The organism is Embleya sp. NPDC025285 (genome assembly GCF_055558835.1).
On record NZ_JBVHLU010000026.1, the window covers coordinates 69,522 to 85,649 of the forward strand.

At 71.9% G+C, this 16,128-nt stretch carries 14 protein-coding genes; 7 read left to right on the top strand and 7 right to left on the bottom strand.

The features are described from left to right. The first annotated feature begins 128 nt into the window (after nucleotides 1–128). Together ACZ4FV_RS19585 and ACZ4FV_RS19590 are read left to right on the top strand one after the other, a co-directional pair. Nucleotides 129–1,301: a sensor histidine kinase gene (locus ACZ4FV_RS19585; RefSeq protein ID WP_395872454.1), complete on the top strand. Its 1,173-nt coding sequence runs from the start codon at nucleotides 129–131 to the stop codon at nucleotides 1,299–1,301. Next, entirely contained in the window at nucleotides 1,276–1,938 is a 663-nt protein-coding gene (locus ACZ4FV_RS19590) for a response regulator (RefSeq protein ID WP_402240983.1), read from the top strand. Before ACZ4FV_RS19585 ends, ACZ4FV_RS19590 begins: the two co-directional genes overlap by 26 nt. Before the next feature lie 269 nt (nucleotides 1,939–2,207). Here the strand turns inward: ACZ4FV_RS19590 and ACZ4FV_RS19595 are convergent, their stop codons facing one another. From ACZ4FV_RS19595 to ACZ4FV_RS19610, 4 genes are all read right to left on the bottom strand, one after another. Next, the gene (locus ACZ4FV_RS19595; protein ID WP_395872458.1) at nucleotides 2,208–2,627 is read right to left on the bottom strand and encodes a MerR family transcriptional regulator; all 420 of its coding nucleotides are present in this window, start codon (nucleotides 2,625–2,627) and stop codon (nucleotides 2,208–2,210) included. A 41-nt stretch (nucleotides 2,628–2,668) separates the two neighbouring features. Then, nucleotides 2,669–3,727 (bottom strand): MDR family NADP-dependent oxidoreductase, encoded by a 1,059-nt coding sequence (locus tag ACZ4FV_RS19600; protein WP_465322972.1) that lies wholly within the window; start codon nucleotides 3,725–3,727, stop codon nucleotides 2,669–2,671. 514 nt (nucleotides 3,728–4,241) lie between these two features. Beyond that, nucleotides 4,242–4,919, bottom strand: a complete 678-nt coding sequence (locus tag ACZ4FV_RS19605) for a class I SAM-dependent methyltransferase (protein ID WP_395872461.1) — start codon at nucleotides 4,917–4,919, stop codon at nucleotides 4,242–4,244. A gap of 511 nt (nucleotides 4,920–5,430) precedes the next feature. Further along, complete coding sequence (locus tag ACZ4FV_RS19610) at nucleotides 5,431–5,979, bottom strand: hypothetical protein (protein WP_465322973.1); 549 nt, start codon at nucleotides 5,977–5,979, stop codon at nucleotides 5,431–5,433. Between the two features lie 394 nt (nucleotides 5,980–6,373). Here ACZ4FV_RS19610 and ACZ4FV_RS19615 point away from each other — a divergent pair, with 394 nt between their 5' ends. The 3 genes from ACZ4FV_RS19615 to ACZ4FV_RS19625 all read left to right on the top strand — a co-directional run bounded on the left by ACZ4FV_RS19615 (nucleotide 6,374) and on the right by ACZ4FV_RS19625 (nucleotide 9,397). Further along, nucleotides 6,374–6,706, top strand: a complete 333-nt coding sequence (locus ACZ4FV_RS19615; RefSeq protein ID WP_465322974.1) for an SH3 domain-containing protein — start codon at nucleotides 6,374–6,376, stop codon at nucleotides 6,704–6,706. Between the two features lie 505 nt (nucleotides 6,707–7,211). Further along, on the top strand, nucleotides 7,212–8,288 hold the full coding sequence (locus ACZ4FV_RS19620; RefSeq protein WP_465322975.1) for a hypothetical protein: 1,077 nt from the start codon (nucleotides 7,212–7,214) through the stop codon (nucleotides 8,286–8,288). 2 nt (nucleotides 8,289–8,290) lie between these two features. Continuing rightward, nucleotides 8,291–9,397 carry a hypothetical protein gene (locus ACZ4FV_RS19625; protein ID WP_465322976.1) on the top strand — a complete coding sequence of 369 codons (1,107 nt, stop codon included), beginning with the start codon at nucleotides 8,291–8,293 and terminating at the stop codon, nucleotides 9,395–9,397. 221 nt (nucleotides 9,398–9,618) lie between these two features. Here ACZ4FV_RS19625 and ACZ4FV_RS19630 read toward each other — a convergent pair whose 3' ends face one another. The 3 genes from ACZ4FV_RS19630 to ACZ4FV_RS19640 form a co-directional block, all read right to left on the bottom strand. Beyond that, nucleotides 9,619–10,353 carry a DUF1365 domain-containing protein gene (locus tag ACZ4FV_RS19630; protein ID WP_465322977.1) on the bottom strand — a complete coding sequence of 245 codons (735 nt, stop codon included), beginning with the start codon at nucleotides 10,351–10,353 and terminating at the stop codon, nucleotides 9,619–9,621. 65 nt (nucleotides 10,354–10,418) lie between these two features. Beyond that, nucleotides 10,419–11,783, bottom strand: coding sequence for an NAD(P)/FAD-dependent oxidoreductase (locus ACZ4FV_RS19635; protein ID WP_395872473.1), 1,365 nt, complete (start codon nucleotides 11,781–11,783; stop codon nucleotides 10,419–10,421). A gap of 261 nt (nucleotides 11,784–12,044) precedes the next feature. Beyond that, nucleotides 12,045–13,301: a trans-sulfuration enzyme family protein gene (locus tag ACZ4FV_RS19640; RefSeq protein WP_465322994.1), complete on the bottom strand. Its 1,257-nt coding sequence runs from the start codon at nucleotides 13,299–13,301 to the stop codon at nucleotides 12,045–12,047. Here ACZ4FV_RS19640 and ACZ4FV_RS19645 point away from each other — a divergent pair. Both ACZ4FV_RS19645 and ACZ4FV_RS19650 read left to right on the top strand, forming a co-directional pair. Further along, nucleotides 13,184–14,080, top strand: coding sequence for an aminotransferase-like domain-containing protein (locus tag ACZ4FV_RS19645; RefSeq protein ID WP_465322978.1), 897 nt, complete (start codon nucleotides 13,184–13,186; stop codon nucleotides 14,078–14,080). The genes ACZ4FV_RS19640 and ACZ4FV_RS19645 overlap by 118 nt on opposite strands. A gap of 493 nt (nucleotides 14,081–14,573) precedes the next feature. Further along, nucleotides 14,574–16,049, top strand: coding sequence for an MFS transporter (locus ACZ4FV_RS19650; RefSeq protein ID WP_402240997.1), 1,476 nt, complete (start codon nucleotides 14,574–14,576; stop codon nucleotides 16,047–16,049). Nucleotides 16,050–16,128 lie beyond the last annotated feature (79 nt).

Here is a 16,128-nt window from a genome sequence, read left to right on the forward strand (position 1 = left end):
CCGAGGTTCGTCGCCACGGCGCTCCGCGGCATCGGCTCGCGGGCCGCGGATCGGTCGGCCCCAGGGCGGAGCGACGCCCCGTCCTTTCGGCCGATGCGCGACACGGCGCAGTCCCTAGGCTGAGAACCGTGCTGCGAGACGACCTGCGAACCCTGTGGAACGAACCCCGACCGCCCGACGCGCCCGCCCGGGTGTGGCGGGACTGGGCGCTGCTCGCCGCGGGCCTGGGCGGTGTGATGCTGGAGGCCACCCTGCGCGAGAACGTCGTGTGGCGGCCGGTGGCGGTGGTGTTCGCCCTGTGGCTGTGCCTGCTGCCCCTGTGGCGCCGGCCCCGCCCACTGGCGATGGTCACGCTGGCGTTCGGCTCGGTGATCCTGCTCCAGCTGGCCTCACTGCTCGCCGCACCGCGCGAGCCCGTCGGCCTGGACACCGGCGCGGTCGTGCTCGTGCTGGTGTATGCGCTGCCCCGGTGGGGATCGGGACGGGAGATCGTGCTGGGCAGCGCGGTGATCCTCACGGCCTTCGCGCTGTGTACCGTCACGTACGAAACCCCGGCCGCCGAACAGGTCGGGGGCTTTGTCTTCCTGTTGCTGCCCGGCTTGATCGGGGCTGCCGTGCGGTTCCGGGTGACCGCTCGCGAGCGGCAGTTGGAGCAGGTACGTTCCCGCGAGCGTGAACAGCTCGCCCGGGAACTGCACGACACGGTGGCCCACCACGTTTCGGCCATGGTGATCAGCGCCCAGGCGGGCCGGGTGCTCGCGGGCACCGACCCGTCCGCCGCCGTCGAGGCGCTGGAGGGGGTCGAGGAGGAAGGGGCGCGCACGCTGGAGGAAATGCGAGCCATGGTCACCGCGCTGCGCAACCGCGGGGCCGGCGCCGAGCTGGCGCCGCCTGCCGGTGTCGCGGATCTGGAGCGCCTGGCGCGCACCCCGGGTGGTCGCCTCAGGGTCGACCTGGGGCTCGACGGCGAACTGGACACGTTGCCCCCGGCCGTGGACGCGGCCGTCTACCGCATTGTGCAGGAGTCGGTGACCAACGCCATGCGCCATGCGGTCAACGCGACCGAGGTCGTCGTCCGGGTCACCGCGGAACGGCACACGGTACGGGTGAGCGTGCGCGACAACGGCCACCGCACCGGCCGAGGCCGTGCCGGATACGGACTTGCCGGCCTGCGCGAGCGCGCTGCCCTGCTCGGCGGCAAACTACAAGCCGGCCCCGGCCCCGACCAGGGCTGGCATGTCGAAGCCGAGCTGCCGAGAGGGAGGACCGAGAGCGGTGCCCATCCGCGTCCTCGTCGCTGACGACCAGACCATCATCCGCACCGGGCTGCGGATCATGCTGAACGCCCAGCCCGACATCGAGGTGGTCGGCGAGGCCGCCGACGGACGGGAAGCGGTACGTCTGGCCCGCGAACTGCGCCCCGACGTCTGCCTGTTCGACATCCGCATGCCCGTGATCGACGGGCTTGAGGCCACCCGGTTGGTCACCGGCCCGGGCGTCGCCGACCCGCTGGCCGTGGTCGTCATCACCACTTTCGACCTCGACGAGTACGTCTACGGCGCGCTGCGTGCCGGCGCCCGCGGATTCCTCCTCAAGGACACGGGACCAGACCTTCTGGCCCAGGCCGTACGGTCGGCGTCCGGCGGTGAGGCGCTCATTGCGCCCAGCGTCACCGTCCGTCTGCTCCAGGCATTCGCGGACCTGCCCGCCGGCCGGCCCGCGGCCCAGCCGGTCTCCCCCGTCACCGCCCGCGAGGAGCAGGTGCTCCTCGCCGTCGCTCGCGGGCTGACCAACACCGAGATCGCCGATGCACTGCACATCAGCCTCAGCACGGTGAAGACACATCTGGCCAGCCTGATGGCCAAACTCGGCGCCCGCAACCGGGTCGAGATCGCGATGTGGGCCTACGAAACGCGCCGTATCCTCCCCGGAACCTGAGCCGGATGCCGGGCCATGTCCCATGAGTCCCCGCCCGGACATCAGTGCACCCGTCGGCTCACGTCGACTCCACGTGCCTCACCGCCCCAGAGCGTGACGTACCAGGAGGCCGGAACCGAAACGGTGAGACACCCGATTCGACAAGACTCCCGACAGCCACCTCGCCAGCCGCCACCTGCACGCCCGGAATCAACGTCTCGATGCTCGGCATCCGTGGATGGTACTTCCCGGGCAGGCCCGATCCCGCCGCGGTCCGGTGCCTCGGCCGGTCAGGCCGCCCGGTTCGGGCTGCCGGCGGGGAACATGTCACCGAAGCGGTGGGCGAGGGCGTCGGCCAGACGGGTCCTGGCCTCGGTCAGGCGGGCGATGCGGGCGTCCAGCTCCGCCAGGCGGCGCACGGCGACCTCGGCGACGGGGCAGTCGCCCGCACGGACCCGGGGACCCGGGCCCGGGGGCTCGCCGTGGAGCGGGAAGACCATGTCGAGGACGTCGATGAAGTCCTTCAGGTCGCCGATGGTCAGACCGGCTTCGAGAAGTCGGCGTACGGCCGACAACCGATGCACGTCCTCCGCTTCGTACTCGCGGTGGCCGGACGCCGAACGCCCGGCCCTGAGCAGGCCCTCCTGCTCGTAGTAGCGCAGGGCCCGAGGGGTCAGGCCGGCGGCTGCCGCCGCATCACCGATACGCACGCGTGATCCTTTCGGGGCGGGTGCCCGGGCACGGTCACGCATCACAATTCCACGAGCACCGCACCGATGTGTCGTCCCTCCAGCAGTTCACACAACGCCCGGGGCGCCTGATCGATGCCGGAGAGCCGGACGTGCGGGAAGGCGAGGGTGCCCGCGCGCAGACCGCGCCCGAACGCGCGCATGCCCTCGGGGATCGCGTCCAGGTGATCGATGCCCGCCATGCCGCGCAGGGTGATCCCGCGCAGGATGAGCGCGCCGGTGTCCACTTCGACGGGAGCGGAGAACCCGCCGCCGAGTTGACCGGAGAGCGCACCGACCAGGCCGACGCGGGCACCGCGATTGGCCACCGCCAGGGCCGCCGTCAGTTGCTCGCCGCCCACGTTGTCGAAGACCGCGTCCAACCCCTCGGGAGCCGCTTCGCGCAACTGCTCCTCGATCGGGGCGCCGCCCCGGAGCACCACGGCGTCGTATCCCAACTCCTTGATCAGGTAGTCCGCCTTGCTCCGCGAGCCGGTACTGCCGATCACCCGTCGCGCGCCGCGCAGCCGCGCGAACTGCCCGGCCATCGTCCCGACCCCACCCGCCGCGCCGGTCACGAACACCGTGTCCCCGTGCCGCACTTCGGCACCGCGGACGACGCCGAGCCAGCCGGTCATCGCCTGCGACAAATGCGCGGCCGCGTCGGGCAGCACCGCGGTGTCGACGGGCCGGGCCTCGCCGACGTCGACGGCCGCGTACTCGCGCCAGCCCCGCATGTGCGTCACGAGATCTCCGGGCACCAACTCGCCGCCGGGTGCCGCGACCACCTCCCCGAGCGCGGGCCCCCACATCGGCTCGCCCAACTCGGCCGCCGGGACGGGCAGATCGTCGCCACCCTCCACCAACGTCCGCATCACCGCGACCACGCTCATCAGCCGATTGCGCACGAGCACCTGCCCGGCCCTCACCTCGGGGACCGGAACCCGGACCAGCTCGAAGTCGTCGACCTTGAGCGCCCCGTCCGGCCTGGCTCGCAACCACACCTCGCGCTGCTCGGCGGGGACGGCGGGGACGGCGGGGACGGCGGGGACGGCGGGCACAGCGGAAACGTCGCCAGTCATCACAACTCCTGGGATCCGAGGATTGGGTCGCAACGACGGTAGAACTTGACGCTTACGTCAAGTTCAAGCCCTGCGTCGGAATTCGTCTCCGGTGCCGCCCACTTCGGCCTCCCGGCCGCGACCCGCCTCGTGGTGCCGGCCCGGCGCCCTTCGATCGGCCGGTCCGCGCACAGCGTCCGGCCGCCGACAGGTGCCTCGACGGCGATCGCCGGGTCGACGAAACCCAGTCGGTTCCCGGCCGGTCGTCGGCGCGGCGACGGTACAGGACGTCCACCACTGGACAACCCCGAGGACGAGGACTCCCTGACGGATGTCGCAGGCCGTCAGCGTCGGCAGGCCGCGACCTCGCGCAGGATTGCGCCCGATGTCACCAGCCGGGTACCCGGGTCGAAGGGCATCGTCGCGTGCGCACGGCGGCGCACCCGAACTTCCGCTGCGGTGGCTCCGGTTCTCGGTCGTCGAACGTCGGTCGTGCGGGGTGTTCCGGTTGATCGGGTTCGGGCCCGGCCCCTGGTCAGGTGTGTCGGCCGGTGTGCTTGTGCGTTACGAAGGTGTCGGTCACGTACGGGATGTCCATCGGGTCGGGGCGTGTGGCCAGGTGTTCGTGCAGTCGCGCGAAGAATGCCTCGTGCTCGGCCTCGGGCATCGCGTTGACGTAGCTGAGTGTCGCGATGCGGTCGGCGAGTTGCGCGTGGGTGAGCGTCTCGGTCCAGTGGAAGCTGCGGCGCACCGCCGGTACGTAGTGGCCCGAGGCGTCGAGGTCGGTGCGGAAGTCGCGGCCCACCTCGTACGGCTGGAACTCCTTCCACTCGGTGACCTCGCTCAGCGCGAGCGCCTCCGCGTCCGACTCGTCGCGCTCGTTCCACACCAAAGCAAGGCCGCCGCCCGGGCGCAGTACGCGGGCGATCTCGCGCAACGCGGCGGGGCCGTCGAACCAGTGGAACGCCTGCGCGACCACAACCGCGTCGAACGAGGCGTCGGGGAAGGGAATTTCCTCGGCGGTGCCGCTGTGCAGCGAGACCCCGGGCAGTGCCGCGGCGAAGGCGGCCCGCATCGCCTCGGACGGTTCGACCGCGGTGACTCCGACGCCCAGCGCGGCCAGTTCGGCGGTCATCCGGCCGGTCCCGGCCGCGAGATCGAGCACGTCGCGACCGGGATCGAGGCCGACCGCGTCGCGGAGATAGGGGATCACCTCGGGACGGTACGCGGGCCGCGCCCGGTGGTAGCGATCGGCGCCGGACCCGAATCCCCGGCGAGCAAGCTCACGCATGTCCATGGCACCGCATGGTCCCCGCAACGGCGGCCGTTTACCAGGGAAATCCACCCCGCCCGCGTGCGAACGCCACCGGGTACGGGCGTCGGGCCTGCCCTTTGGCCACGAGGCCGCCCGGGGCCCGGCACGGCGGCGCGGCGCGGTACGGCACGGCACGAGCGGGGAGCGGCGCCGCGCCGCCCGCCGTGCCAGGGTCCGGGAGACACGGCCCCTCGCCTGGTCGAGTCCTCACCACGAGCGGGCGCAGGACGGCGCGGCGAGAACGCGACGACACCACCCAAGGCCCTGGGCCGCGGAGCGAACCGGCTTGGAGACACCGGAATCGGCGTGTTCCGGCATGGCCCGCTCGGCCGGCAGTCCGCTCGCGCGGTCCAGGGGGTGAACGACGACGCTCCGGACGACGGTTCGAGTCCCGCCGGCCGGCGGGGAGTCAAGGGCGCGTGTCCGGGCGGGACTTGCCGGCGGGGAGGGGGTTCGAGGGATCGTCCAGCCACGGGGTCTGTCCGTTGGAGGTGGCGGTGAGACCGAAGCGGGTGCGTTCGGGGCGTCCGTGGTCGATCCACCAGGTGAGCGCGGCCTCGACCTCGGCGAGGATCGGGCGGGGGCCGTGTGCCGCCGTCACGGACACGTCCGTGCCCGGGGTGTGGTCGACGCAGGCCCAGGAGCGGGTGTCCGCGTCGACCAGCCACAGGGTGAACTCGTCGTCGCCCGGCGCCGCGCCCGGGGGGCGGCCGACCGAGCGGCGCACTCCGGGGACGAACACGCCGACGCAGAAGGCGGCGTCGCGGTCGTCGATCACAAGCCGGGGGTCGAGGGTGGTGCTACCGGGTACGCCGGGGTCCTGTTCGCTGACGGTGTCCATGACGGCGCCGCGCACGCCCTGGCCGCGTTCCCACATGAACGCAGCGTCGCCCACCACCCGTCCCGACGCACGCGGCCCGGAGTCGACGTCCGCGTCGACGTCCAGGACAAGCAGCACGCCGTTGTACAGGGCGCTCCCCCACGGGGTGACGATCCGACCCCCGGGGCGTGTCTGGGTGATCCACGATGCTGACCGTCGCCCTCGATCGGATCGTCCCCGCCACGATGACGTCCGGGCATCGTCGCCTCCACGGCTTTGGATCAAAATGCATCACCCAGAGTAGCCGAACGCACACCGTAACGAAACGGATTCGGTGAACTCATCCCACACGGAAGGCCGCGCTCGGCCTCCCCGACACGGTCGCGGTCAAGGTCGACTCCCCGCCGGCGCATGATGGCCATTTCGCGCGGACGGTATGACGATCACGGCAGATGACCATGAAACCTCAACGGGAAGCGGATCCCCCGGTGTTGGATTCGGGCAACAGTGCTCAAGACGAGGGGTGGCGCACATGGTGAAGAAGACGCTGGTGGGTGCGGGTCTGGTCGCCCTGATGGCCTTCGGTCTCGCGGCGCCCGCGCAGGCGGCGGGTACGTCCACCGCGGCCGCGTCCTGTTCGAGCGGCATGTACGTCAAGGCCAAGACGAACCTCAAGATTCGCGCCACCCCGACGACCCAGAGCACTGCGCTCGGTGTCTTCCCCGGGGGGAGCAGGGCCTGCAACGTCGCCCTGGGGTGGGGGCAGAACCTGGACGTCTGCGGCGAGAAGAGCAACGTGTGGCAGAAGATCCGCTACGGGAGCACCACCGGCTGGATCCCTCGCGCCTGCGCGATCTACCCCTGACCGAGCCAGGGCCGCCCGCCCGTTGATGGTGCGCGCCGACCACGACGCGCCGCCGGGAGCCGCTCGCTCGCACACGATCCGTCCCCGAAGCACCCCGATGCCTCCGGTGACCCTTCGCCGGAGGCATCACGGCGTGGCGAGCACCGTTCCGCCCGGAGGTCACCTCACCCGGCACCACACCACCCGCGTACCGGATCCCGGCATCCTTCCAGGTAAGCCGGCAGGTCAGGCCCGAACCGGAGGGCATCGTCAACGGTGACGCCGCACGTGCGGCCGGCTCCCGTAGGGGTCGGACGGTCGCGATGTGGACCCGCGTCCCATCAAGGGATGCCGCCCGCCGTTCCGCCGCCCCACCCGTTCGCGCCGAAACCGTGCACTCGCGCGTCGATGGACGATGTCCCCTGCCGACGCGCCCGCTTGGTCATGAAGATTGGCTGTTTGCCCTCTATTCACAAGTGGACGAGCGCCCATAGGCTGAGCGACCTTCGCGTTCTCGGGAGGTGTCGTGAACGGTCTCCGTGCGCTCCTCGTCTGCCTTGTGATCGCGTGTGCCGCGGTGGTGTCGCCGGTTGCGGCGGTGTCCCCGGCCGCGGCCGTGACGCCGGGTTGGTCGGCCCTGCCGGTGCCGGCGGCCGCCCCGCAGGTGATCGTGTCCGATCTCGCCGCGCGCGGACCGGGCGAGGCGTGGGCAACCGGGTACGAGCAGGCCGCCGATGGACCGCGGCCGATGTTGTACCGGTGGGACGGCACGGCGTGGAGCCGGGACACAACCTTCCCCGGCGCCGGCGAACCGGGTTGGCTCGGCAAGGTGCAGTTCGTCGGCGACGAGGTGTGGATCCTGCGCAACCGCGCGGGAGCGGTCGAGATCCTGCGCCGATCGATGGGCGGGTCGGGAGGATGGAGTGCCGTCTCGCTGCCGCAAACCCTGTGGACCTACCAGGACTTCACCGCGGTGCCGGGTGCCGCGTGGGTGGTCGGTGAAGACGAAACCGGGCTGAAGGTGTTGTACTACGACGGTTCCGGCTGGGCCACGCAAACCGCTCCGGACGGTGTGTTGTTCCTGATGGGGATCACCGCGCGTACCGCCACCGACGTCTGGGCCTGGGCGGACACCGACACCGGGACCACCATCCTGCGCTGGAACGGCAGGGTGTGGCGGGACGCGAAGGTGTCGCTGCCGCCGAACAGCAACGTACACACGATCCTGCTCGAACCGTCCGGCCGGATCACGATCGGCGGCAGCCGGTACACCGACGGCGTGGCCCGCACCTACCTGATGACCGGGAACGGGCGCGCCTGGCACACCACTTACCCGCCGTTGGGCGATACCTACACCGAGGCCATGGTGCGCGGCCCCGACGGTGCGCTGTGGCTGCCGGTGCGCAGCGACCGCGCGTTCCAGTCGAAGTACGCGCGGGTGGGCGGCTCCCGCACCACCTTCTCCTACGGCCCGGTGCGCGCCAACGCGATCGACGTCAAACCGCGTGCGCTGGCGACCGCCGGGTTCTCGCTGCTGTCCTTCGGGACCGTCGAGATCTACGGCTCGAAACCGAACCTGATGAGTGAGCGGCTGGGAGGCTGACCATGGCACGCCGACTGCTCGTCGCGGCCCTCGCCGTCGCCATGACCATGACCATGACGGCCTCGGTCGCGGCGGAAAACCTGTCCTGGCAACACGTTCCGGTCCCGGCGCAGGTACGCCCGCAGGCCGGGCTGAACGAGGCCGTGGCGTTCGGGCCGGACCGCGCGTGGGCGGTGGGTACCGACGCCGTCGGTCGCCAGGCGCCGGGCTTCCCGCTGGTGCTGCGCTGGGACGGAACCGCGTGGCAGCGCCAGAGTCTGCCCGGGATCGGCTGGCAGGGGGAACTGCTGTCCATCGCCGCGACCTCACCGACCGCGATCTGGGCGGTCGGCCGCGACTCGGCGGGCGGCGCCCGCCTGCTCCGCTCCGATGGCATCGCCTGGTACGAGAGCCGACCGCCGCGCGGTGTCCTGCTCACCGAAGTCGTCGCCGGCGGCGGTGAGACCTGGCTGATCGGTTCGCGGGGCGGCGCGCAGGTCCTACTGCGCTGGGACGGCCGCGGCTGGCGGGACGTGCCGGTGCCGCCGGGTTTCGTGTACGGCCTGCACATCCTGGCGGCCGACGACGTCTGGGCCGCGGGCGCCGGCAACTCGGGTGCGGCCGTGTCGCATTGGAACGGGCAGGCGTGGCAGCAGACGATCGTGAACGGGTTCCCGCGGTCGGCCGTCGGCAGCGTGCTGGCGGTCTCACCGACGGAGGTGTGGGCGGGTGGCACGGCCGGGTTCGTCGGCGGCCCACCGGGCAAGCCGATTCCGCCACTGCTGGTGCGCTGGGACGGGCAGGCGTGGAGCCGGGTGGCCGTGCCCACCGACTTCGGCTCGATCGACTCACTGGCGCCCGGCACATCCGGCGGACTTGCCTGGGTCTCGGTGGCCCGCTCGCAGAAGTGGGGCCCGCCGGGCAGTTATCCGCCGTTGGTCCCCGGGCCGGATCTGCTTGCCTGGAACGGACAGTCGTTCACCGAGTACAGCGAACCGGCGGTGGCTGGGGAAGGTGACTCGTGGGTGCTGCGACTGGCGCCGGTGCCGGGCGCGGCGACGGTGTGGTCGGTCGGCCGTGCCGCCGGTCCCGAAGGCACCTTCGCCCCACGCATCCTGCGGTTCGGCTGACCTGGGGACCAGGAGTCCGTCCGAAGCGGACGACAATCGCCTCGGCCCGTGGCACCTCAACCACGCGCGGCACGCACTCCGTGGCACCTCAACCACGCGCGGCACCCAATCCGTGGTGCCGCCGTGTGACGCGGGACGTACGAACGCCGCGTGCTCGCGGGCGGCCGGCGGATCGGGCCGACGCGTCGGGTGGAGCCGAGTCGGGGCGGCCTCGATCACGGTCAACGCAGGTTGCCTTCGGTCCCGTGTCGCACCACGGGCACGCCGCGCAGCCACAAACCCAGGCCGCGCCGGCGGATCCGGGCCGCACCGAGAAGCGGTGCCACCGGGTGCCGCAGGGTCAGACCGAGCAGGGATCGCACCGTGTACGGGCGTCGCTCCCCTCGCACCCGAGCCACAAACGGCCGCCGCGCACCCGGATGGTGCAACGTGACCGTCAGCGCCAGATCACCGTCCGGCGCGGGCAGGCTCAGCCGATAGCTGCCCGAGACGGGGAGGAACGGCGAAACGTAGAACTCCTTTTCGGCCGCCGCTCTTCCCCGGCCGTCGGTGCGAAGTACGTACGCGTGCCTGCCGCCGTAGGGGTTGTGCACCTCGGCCACCACGCACGCAGGCGTGCCGTCGCGGTGGTGGCACCAGTAGACCGAGAGCGGGTTGAACACATGGCCGAGCACCCGCGCCTGAGTGAGTATCAGCACCCGCCCACCCCGGATGTCGATGCCGTGCGCCGCCGTTGCCCGCTCCAGGGCCGGGCGGACCGGCCCGGTGCCGGCGAAGTGGTCGCGTGCGTCGAATCGGGCCAACGGGCGTAGCGGCCACGGCAGACGCGGCGGCGCGTCGAGATCGATCAGCCACATGAAGGATGGGTACGTGAACACCGAACGCACCGGCTCGGCGCGCACGTGCGTAATGGCGCACTCGAACAACGCCGGTGCGAACGAAGCGGCGGCGGACACCGCCCCGCTCGCGGGGGAGCCGGATCGGGACCCGCGCCCGGGCCCACGCGCGGTCGGGTGCACGGTCACCACCGCCCGCCCAACGACTGTGCCGCCGCCAGGCCCGCGCGGCAGCCGTCCTCGTGGAAGCCCCACCCGTGGTACGCGCCGGCGAACGCGATCCGGTCCCGGTTCAGTTCGGGCAATCGACGCTGCGCGGCGACCGCTTCCGGGGTGAACACGGGGTGTTCGTAGGCCATCCTCGCGAGCACCCGTTCCGGCGCGATCGCCCGGTCGTCGTTGAGCGTGACCACGTACCTCTCGCCGGTCGGCAGCCCTTGCAGCCGGTTCATGTCGTAGCTGACCCGCACGCCCGCCGTGCCGGCCCCGCAGGCCGGGAGGCGGCAGTTCCAGGACGCGTGCGCGCGGCGCGGCAGAAGCGTGGTATCGGTGTGCAACACGGCGCTGCTGCGCTCGTAGGCGAACGCACCGAGCACGTCGCGCTCGTGTCGGGTCGGCCGGTCGAGCAGCGCGAGTGCCTGGGCGGGATGGGTGGCCACGACCGCGCCGGTGTAAGTGCGTACGCCGCCCGCCCGATCGTGCACGGCGACTCCGTCCGGGTGCCGGACCACCGCGTGTACCTCGGTGCACCGGCGGATCCGGGTGATCTGCTTGCCGATCCGCTCCACGTATTCACGCGATCCACCCAGCACGGTGCGCCACCTCGGCGAGCCGGAAACGGCGAGCATGCCGTGGTTGGCGAGGAAGCGGAACAGGTGCCGCGCGGGGTAGTGGGTGGCCAGTACGCCCGGGCAGGACCAGACCGTGGACACCAGCGGCAGCACGAAGTGTTGCGCGAAGTAGGGCGAGAATTCGCGTTCTCGGAGAAACCGGCCGAGGGTGATGTCCGAGTCGCCCGCGAGCAGTTCGTGCGCGGCGCGATGAAACCGGGGCACCGCGCCGAGCATCCGCAGGTACGCCGGTCGGGCCGCGGTCCCCGGGGCGGCGAACAGCCCGCCCGGGCCGCGCCCGCCCGCGTACTCCAGTGTGCAGCCGTCGCAGCGCACGGACATGCTCATCTCGGTTTCGCGGGTGCTCACCCCCAGTTCTCCGAACAGGCGGGTGAGCAGCGGATAGGTGCGTTCGTTGTAGACGATGAAGCCCGAGTCCACCGCGAGCGGCCGGCCGCCCGAGCCGGTCACCTCGTGGGTGTGCGCGTGCCCACCGAGCCGGTGGTCGGCCTCGTACAGGGTCACCTCGCCGGCGGCGCGCAGCACGTATGCGGCGGTCAGACCTGCGATGCCCGACCCGATCACCGCAAAGCGCCGTGGCGGCTCCGGCCCGGAGCCCGAGAGCGCTCCGGACGCATCGGCCCCGCCGTAGGGCCCGCCGCGCTCGTGGGCGTGGCCGTCGCCGCCGAGCCGATCGCCGTCGCCGTAGTGGTTCGCCATCCTCATATCAAGAATTCGTCGCGGCGCCACCGGCGGATGGGTGCGAATCCGAACGGTGTGCGACCACCCGGCACAACGCTGACAGGCCGCAGAAGCCCGAACCGTCCGAACGCGATCCGCACCCCACTCCGCGACTCGACCCCTCGACCTCTCGGCCTCTCGGCCCGCTCAGGGCAGGGCATCACCCTCCCCCGCCGCACACCGCCCGCGTCCGCTTCCGTGGCCGGGGCCTCGAAGCAGGCGGGAGTCTGCGTGTGGAGGTCAGCCCGTGGCGCCGAGGGCCTGGTCGAAGTCGGCCCACACGTCCTCGGGGTCCTCGATGCCCACCGAGACCCGGATGGTGCCCTCGCCGATGCCGACCGCGCGCAACTGTCCGGCGTCGAGTTGACGGTGTGAGGTGCCGGCGGGGTGGACGACCAGCGTCTCCAGCCCGCCGAGCGAGGCCGCGAGCCGGGCCAGGCGTACGCGGTGGACGAAGTCGTGTGCCGCGTCGCGCCCTCCGATCATGTCGAAGGCGAGCATCCCGCCGGGGCCGTCGAGGACCCGGCCGGCGATCTCGTGCCCGGGGTGGCCGGCCAGGCCGGGCCAGTGCACGGCGGCGACGGCCGGATGTCCGACGAGACGCCCGGCCAGGACCTCGGCGACCTCACAGTGCCGCCGCATCCGCAACGGCAGCGTGCGCAGGCCGCGCAGGGTGAGCCAGGCCGCGAACGGGTCGGGATTGACGCCGGTTTCGACGGCGCGTTCCCAGACCCGGTGGTGTGCGCCGGTGTCCGCGAAGACGGCGATGCCGCCGACGACGTCGGAGTGGCCGCCGACGTACTTGGTGGTGGAGTGCACGACGATGTCCGCGCCGTGTTCCAGGGGGCGACACAGCACGGGGGTGGCGAAGGTGTTGTCGACGACGGTGGGCACGTCGTGGGCGCGGGCGACGGCGGCCATCACGGGGATGTCGCACACCTGCGTCATCGGATTGGCGATCGTCTCCAGGTACAGCAGGCGCGTGTTCGGGCGCACGGCGGCCGCCACCTCGGCCGGGTCCTCGCCCGAGACGTAGGTGACCTGCACACCGTAGCGCCGTTCCAGGTCACACAGCGTCGCGAACGTCCCCCCGTACAGGCGGCGTTGTGCGATCACGTGGTCCCCGGACGCGAGGTGGGCACCGAGAACGGCGTTGATCGCACCCATGCCGGAGCCGGTGGCCAGCGCGGCGACCCCGCCCTCCAGGGCGGTCATCGCGGTTTCCAGGGCGTGTGTCGTCGGGTTCCCGTAGCGGCTGTACACACAGGGACCGTCCGACCGGGACATCGCGTCGGCCAACGCGTCGGCGTCGTCGAACGCGAACGTCGACGCCTGGTGGAGCGGAACCGCGATCGGTCGGGAGGGGGGCGCAGCAGGCGTTGGCCCTGCTCGTCCGGCACTGGGTCTCCCCCGGGGACGCGGTCCTGGTGGAGGGGCCGACGTATCCGGGCATGCTCGAGCCCTTGCGCGAGGCCGCGGCGGATCCGCTCTGGGCAGAGCGAGACTGGGACGGGCTGGATGTCGAGGCGTGGTGTCGGACGCTGGTCGATCGCCGGCCCGCGTTCGCCTACCTGGTGCCGACCTTCCACAACCCGACCGGGACGGTGATCCCGTCGCTGGTGCGCCGGCGCCTGGCGGAGACGGCGGTCGCGCACGATGTACCGATCGTCGACGACGAGGTGCTCTCGGGCCTGTCCTTCGTCGGCGACCCGCCACCGGGACTCGCGGCGTTCGCCTCCGCCGGACGGATCGTCAGCGTCGGGTCGCTGAGCAAGATCGTGTGGGGCGGCCTACGAATCGGTTGGATCCGCGCCGACCGCGACCTGATCGCCCGCCTGGCCAGACTCAAGGCCACCCAGGACCTCGGCGGCGACGTACCGGCACAACTGGCCGCCGCCGAACTCGTCCCGAACATCCCCGCCCTCTCCCGCCACCGCGCGCGGTTGCTGCGCGCGCGACACGACCACCTGTGCGCACGACTGACCACGGACCTGCCCGACTGGCATTTTCGCCCGGTGGAGGGCGGCCAGACGTTGTGGATCCGACTGCCGCACGGCGACGGAGGATCCTTCGCACAGACGGCCATGCGGCACGGAGTGGCGGTGCTGCCGGGTTCGTCGCTGCATCCGGCGGGCGGAAACGCCGATTGTGTACGGATCTCCTTCCTCGCCGACGTAGGGGTCCTCGACGAGGCCGTGGACCGCCTGGTCCGCGCATGGAACGCCTATCCGGGAGAGCCGAGGTCGAACACCGTGCCCTCCGGCGTTGCGGTATAGACCACGGGACATCCACGACCCCACCGGATCGCGGTCACAGTCGCAGAAGCCGGGGGCGCAGTCCGACACCGGCAGCGCCTCGTCGCCGCGCTGCGCACCGACATCCCGCCCGGCGTGATCCGGACCAAGCCCGGCCGGACGCCCCGGCCGACTGGTTCCCGGAGGACATGAGCCTCCACGTCGACGACGGGGCCTGTGTGGCTCGGCGAACCGACGTTGCGCTGCCCGCACTCCGGTCGCCACCACGACCGAGCGGGCCGGACGCCTTCCCGGCAACCCTCGACAACGACATCACCCACGATGTTGCCCCGCTGACCGGCGCGGCTTCGGTGCGGCCCGGTGCGGCCCGGTGCGAGATTGACCCATGAAATGACGTTATGAATGAACCATTCCATGGGTCTTTCGCAGACATAGATTTGCTCATGTCAGCAACGAAAGCCCCGGCCCCAGGCCGGGAGAACGCCCCGGTGTCCTCACGAAAGCAGGCTTCGCCATGTCCTCGACCACGTCCCCGACCGTGTCCGCGGCCCCGCCGCGCCGCCGCCTCGGGCCGACCCTGGCACTGCTGGCATTCGCCCAGCTCATCATCTCCGTCGACTACAACATCGTGTACGTCGCGCTGCCCGAGATCGGCGCCGGCCTCGGGTTCTCGGCGCAGAGCCTGCAATGGGTGATCAGCGCGTACGCCGTCGCGTTCGGCGGGTTCCTGCTGCTCGGGGGTCGGGCGAGCGACCTGTTCGGGCCGCGCCGGATGTTCGCCCTGGGCCTGAGCCTGTACGCCGTCTCATCGCTGCTCGGCGGCCTCGCCGGCGGCCCGGGCCTGCTCATCGCCGCCCGGGCGATCCAGGGGGTGGGCGGTGCGTTCCTGTTCCCCGCGACGCTGACGTTGGTATCCACGAGCTTTGCCGAAGGACGGGAGCGGAACCGGGCGTTCGCGGTGTGGGGCACGGCCGGCGGCAGCGGCATGATCCTGGGTTCGCTCCTCGGCGGGGTCCTCACGGACGCCTTCGGCTGGGCGTCGGTCTTCTTCGTCAACGTGCCGCCGGCCGGCGCCGCCGCGCTGCTCGCGTTCGTGCTGATCGCCCCGGACTCGCCGCGCGCCAAGGGGCGTTCGTTCGACCTGGCCGGTGCGCTCACCTCCACCATCGGAGTCACCGCTGTCGTCTTCGCGCTCGTGCAGGGTCCGGAATCGGGCTGGACGTCCCCGGCCGTCCTGACCGCGTGCATCGCGGGCGCCCTGCTGCTCGCCGCCTTCGTCGCCGTGGAGCGCCGCAGCGCCGATCCGCTGCTGCCGCTTCGGCTGTTCGCGAACCGCAACCTGAGTGTGGGCACCGTCGTCACGTTCCTCTACATGGGTACCTTCGGCACGCTGCTGTACTTCCTCACTGTCTACTTCCAGGGCGTGCACGGCTACGACGCGTTGACCACCGGGCTGGCCTTCCTGGTCCCGATGGTGGCGATCGCGGTCGGCTCGCAGACCGCCGGGCGCCTGGCCACCCGGTACGGCATCCGCCCGACCATGATCGCGGCGCTGCTGGTCGGCGCGGGCGGCGCGGTGATCGTCGGCTCCACCATGGCCGTCGGGGCGTCGTACGCCGCGCTCGTCCCCGGGCTCGTCGTGCTCGGCATCGGGCAGGGTGCCGGCTACACCCTGATGTTCGGCGCCGCCGCGCTCGGCGTGCCCGCCGAGGAGCAGGGCATCGCGTCCGGCGTCGCGTCTACCAGCCAGCAGACCGGCGGCGCGGTCGGCCTCGCGCTGCTGGTCGCGGTCGCCAACTCCGGCCTGGACGGCCTCACCGGCGAAGCCCTCCGCGGCGCGACCACCGACGGACTGCGCACCGCGGTGTTCATCGCGGCGGCCGGGATCGCGGTGACCGCCCTGGTGGCCCTGGGCCTGCGCAAGCCGGAGACGAAGCGGATCGCCGAACACACGTCGGCAACCGAGGGACGACCCGTCGTCCACATCTGACGAGACGCCGATGCGCGAACACCGCCCTGCCGGGGCGGTGTTCGCGCATCGGCATGTCGTCGGCATCTCGTCGGCGCGT

Coding starts and splice junctions, on each gene's coding strand:
- ACZ4FV_RS19600 (WP_465322972.1), bottom strand. CDS start 3,727: ATGACTGGCGACGTTTCCGCTGTGCCCGCCGTCCCCGCCGTCCCCGCC.
- ACZ4FV_RS19635 (WP_395872473.1), bottom strand. CDS start 11,783: ATGGCGAACCACTACGGCGACGGCGATCGGCTCGGCGGCGACGGCCAC.
- ACZ4FV_RS19625 (WP_465322976.1), top strand. CDS start 8,291: ATGGCACGCCGACTGCTCGTCGCGGCCCTCGCCGTCGCCATGACCATG.
- ACZ4FV_RS19650 (WP_402240997.1), top strand. CDS start 14,574: ATGTCCTCGACCACGTCCCCGACCGTGTCCGCGGCCCCGCCGCGCCGC.
- ACZ4FV_RS19615 (WP_465322974.1), top strand. CDS start 6,374: ATGGTGAAGAAGACGCTGGTGGGTGCGGGTCTGGTCGCCCTGATGGCC.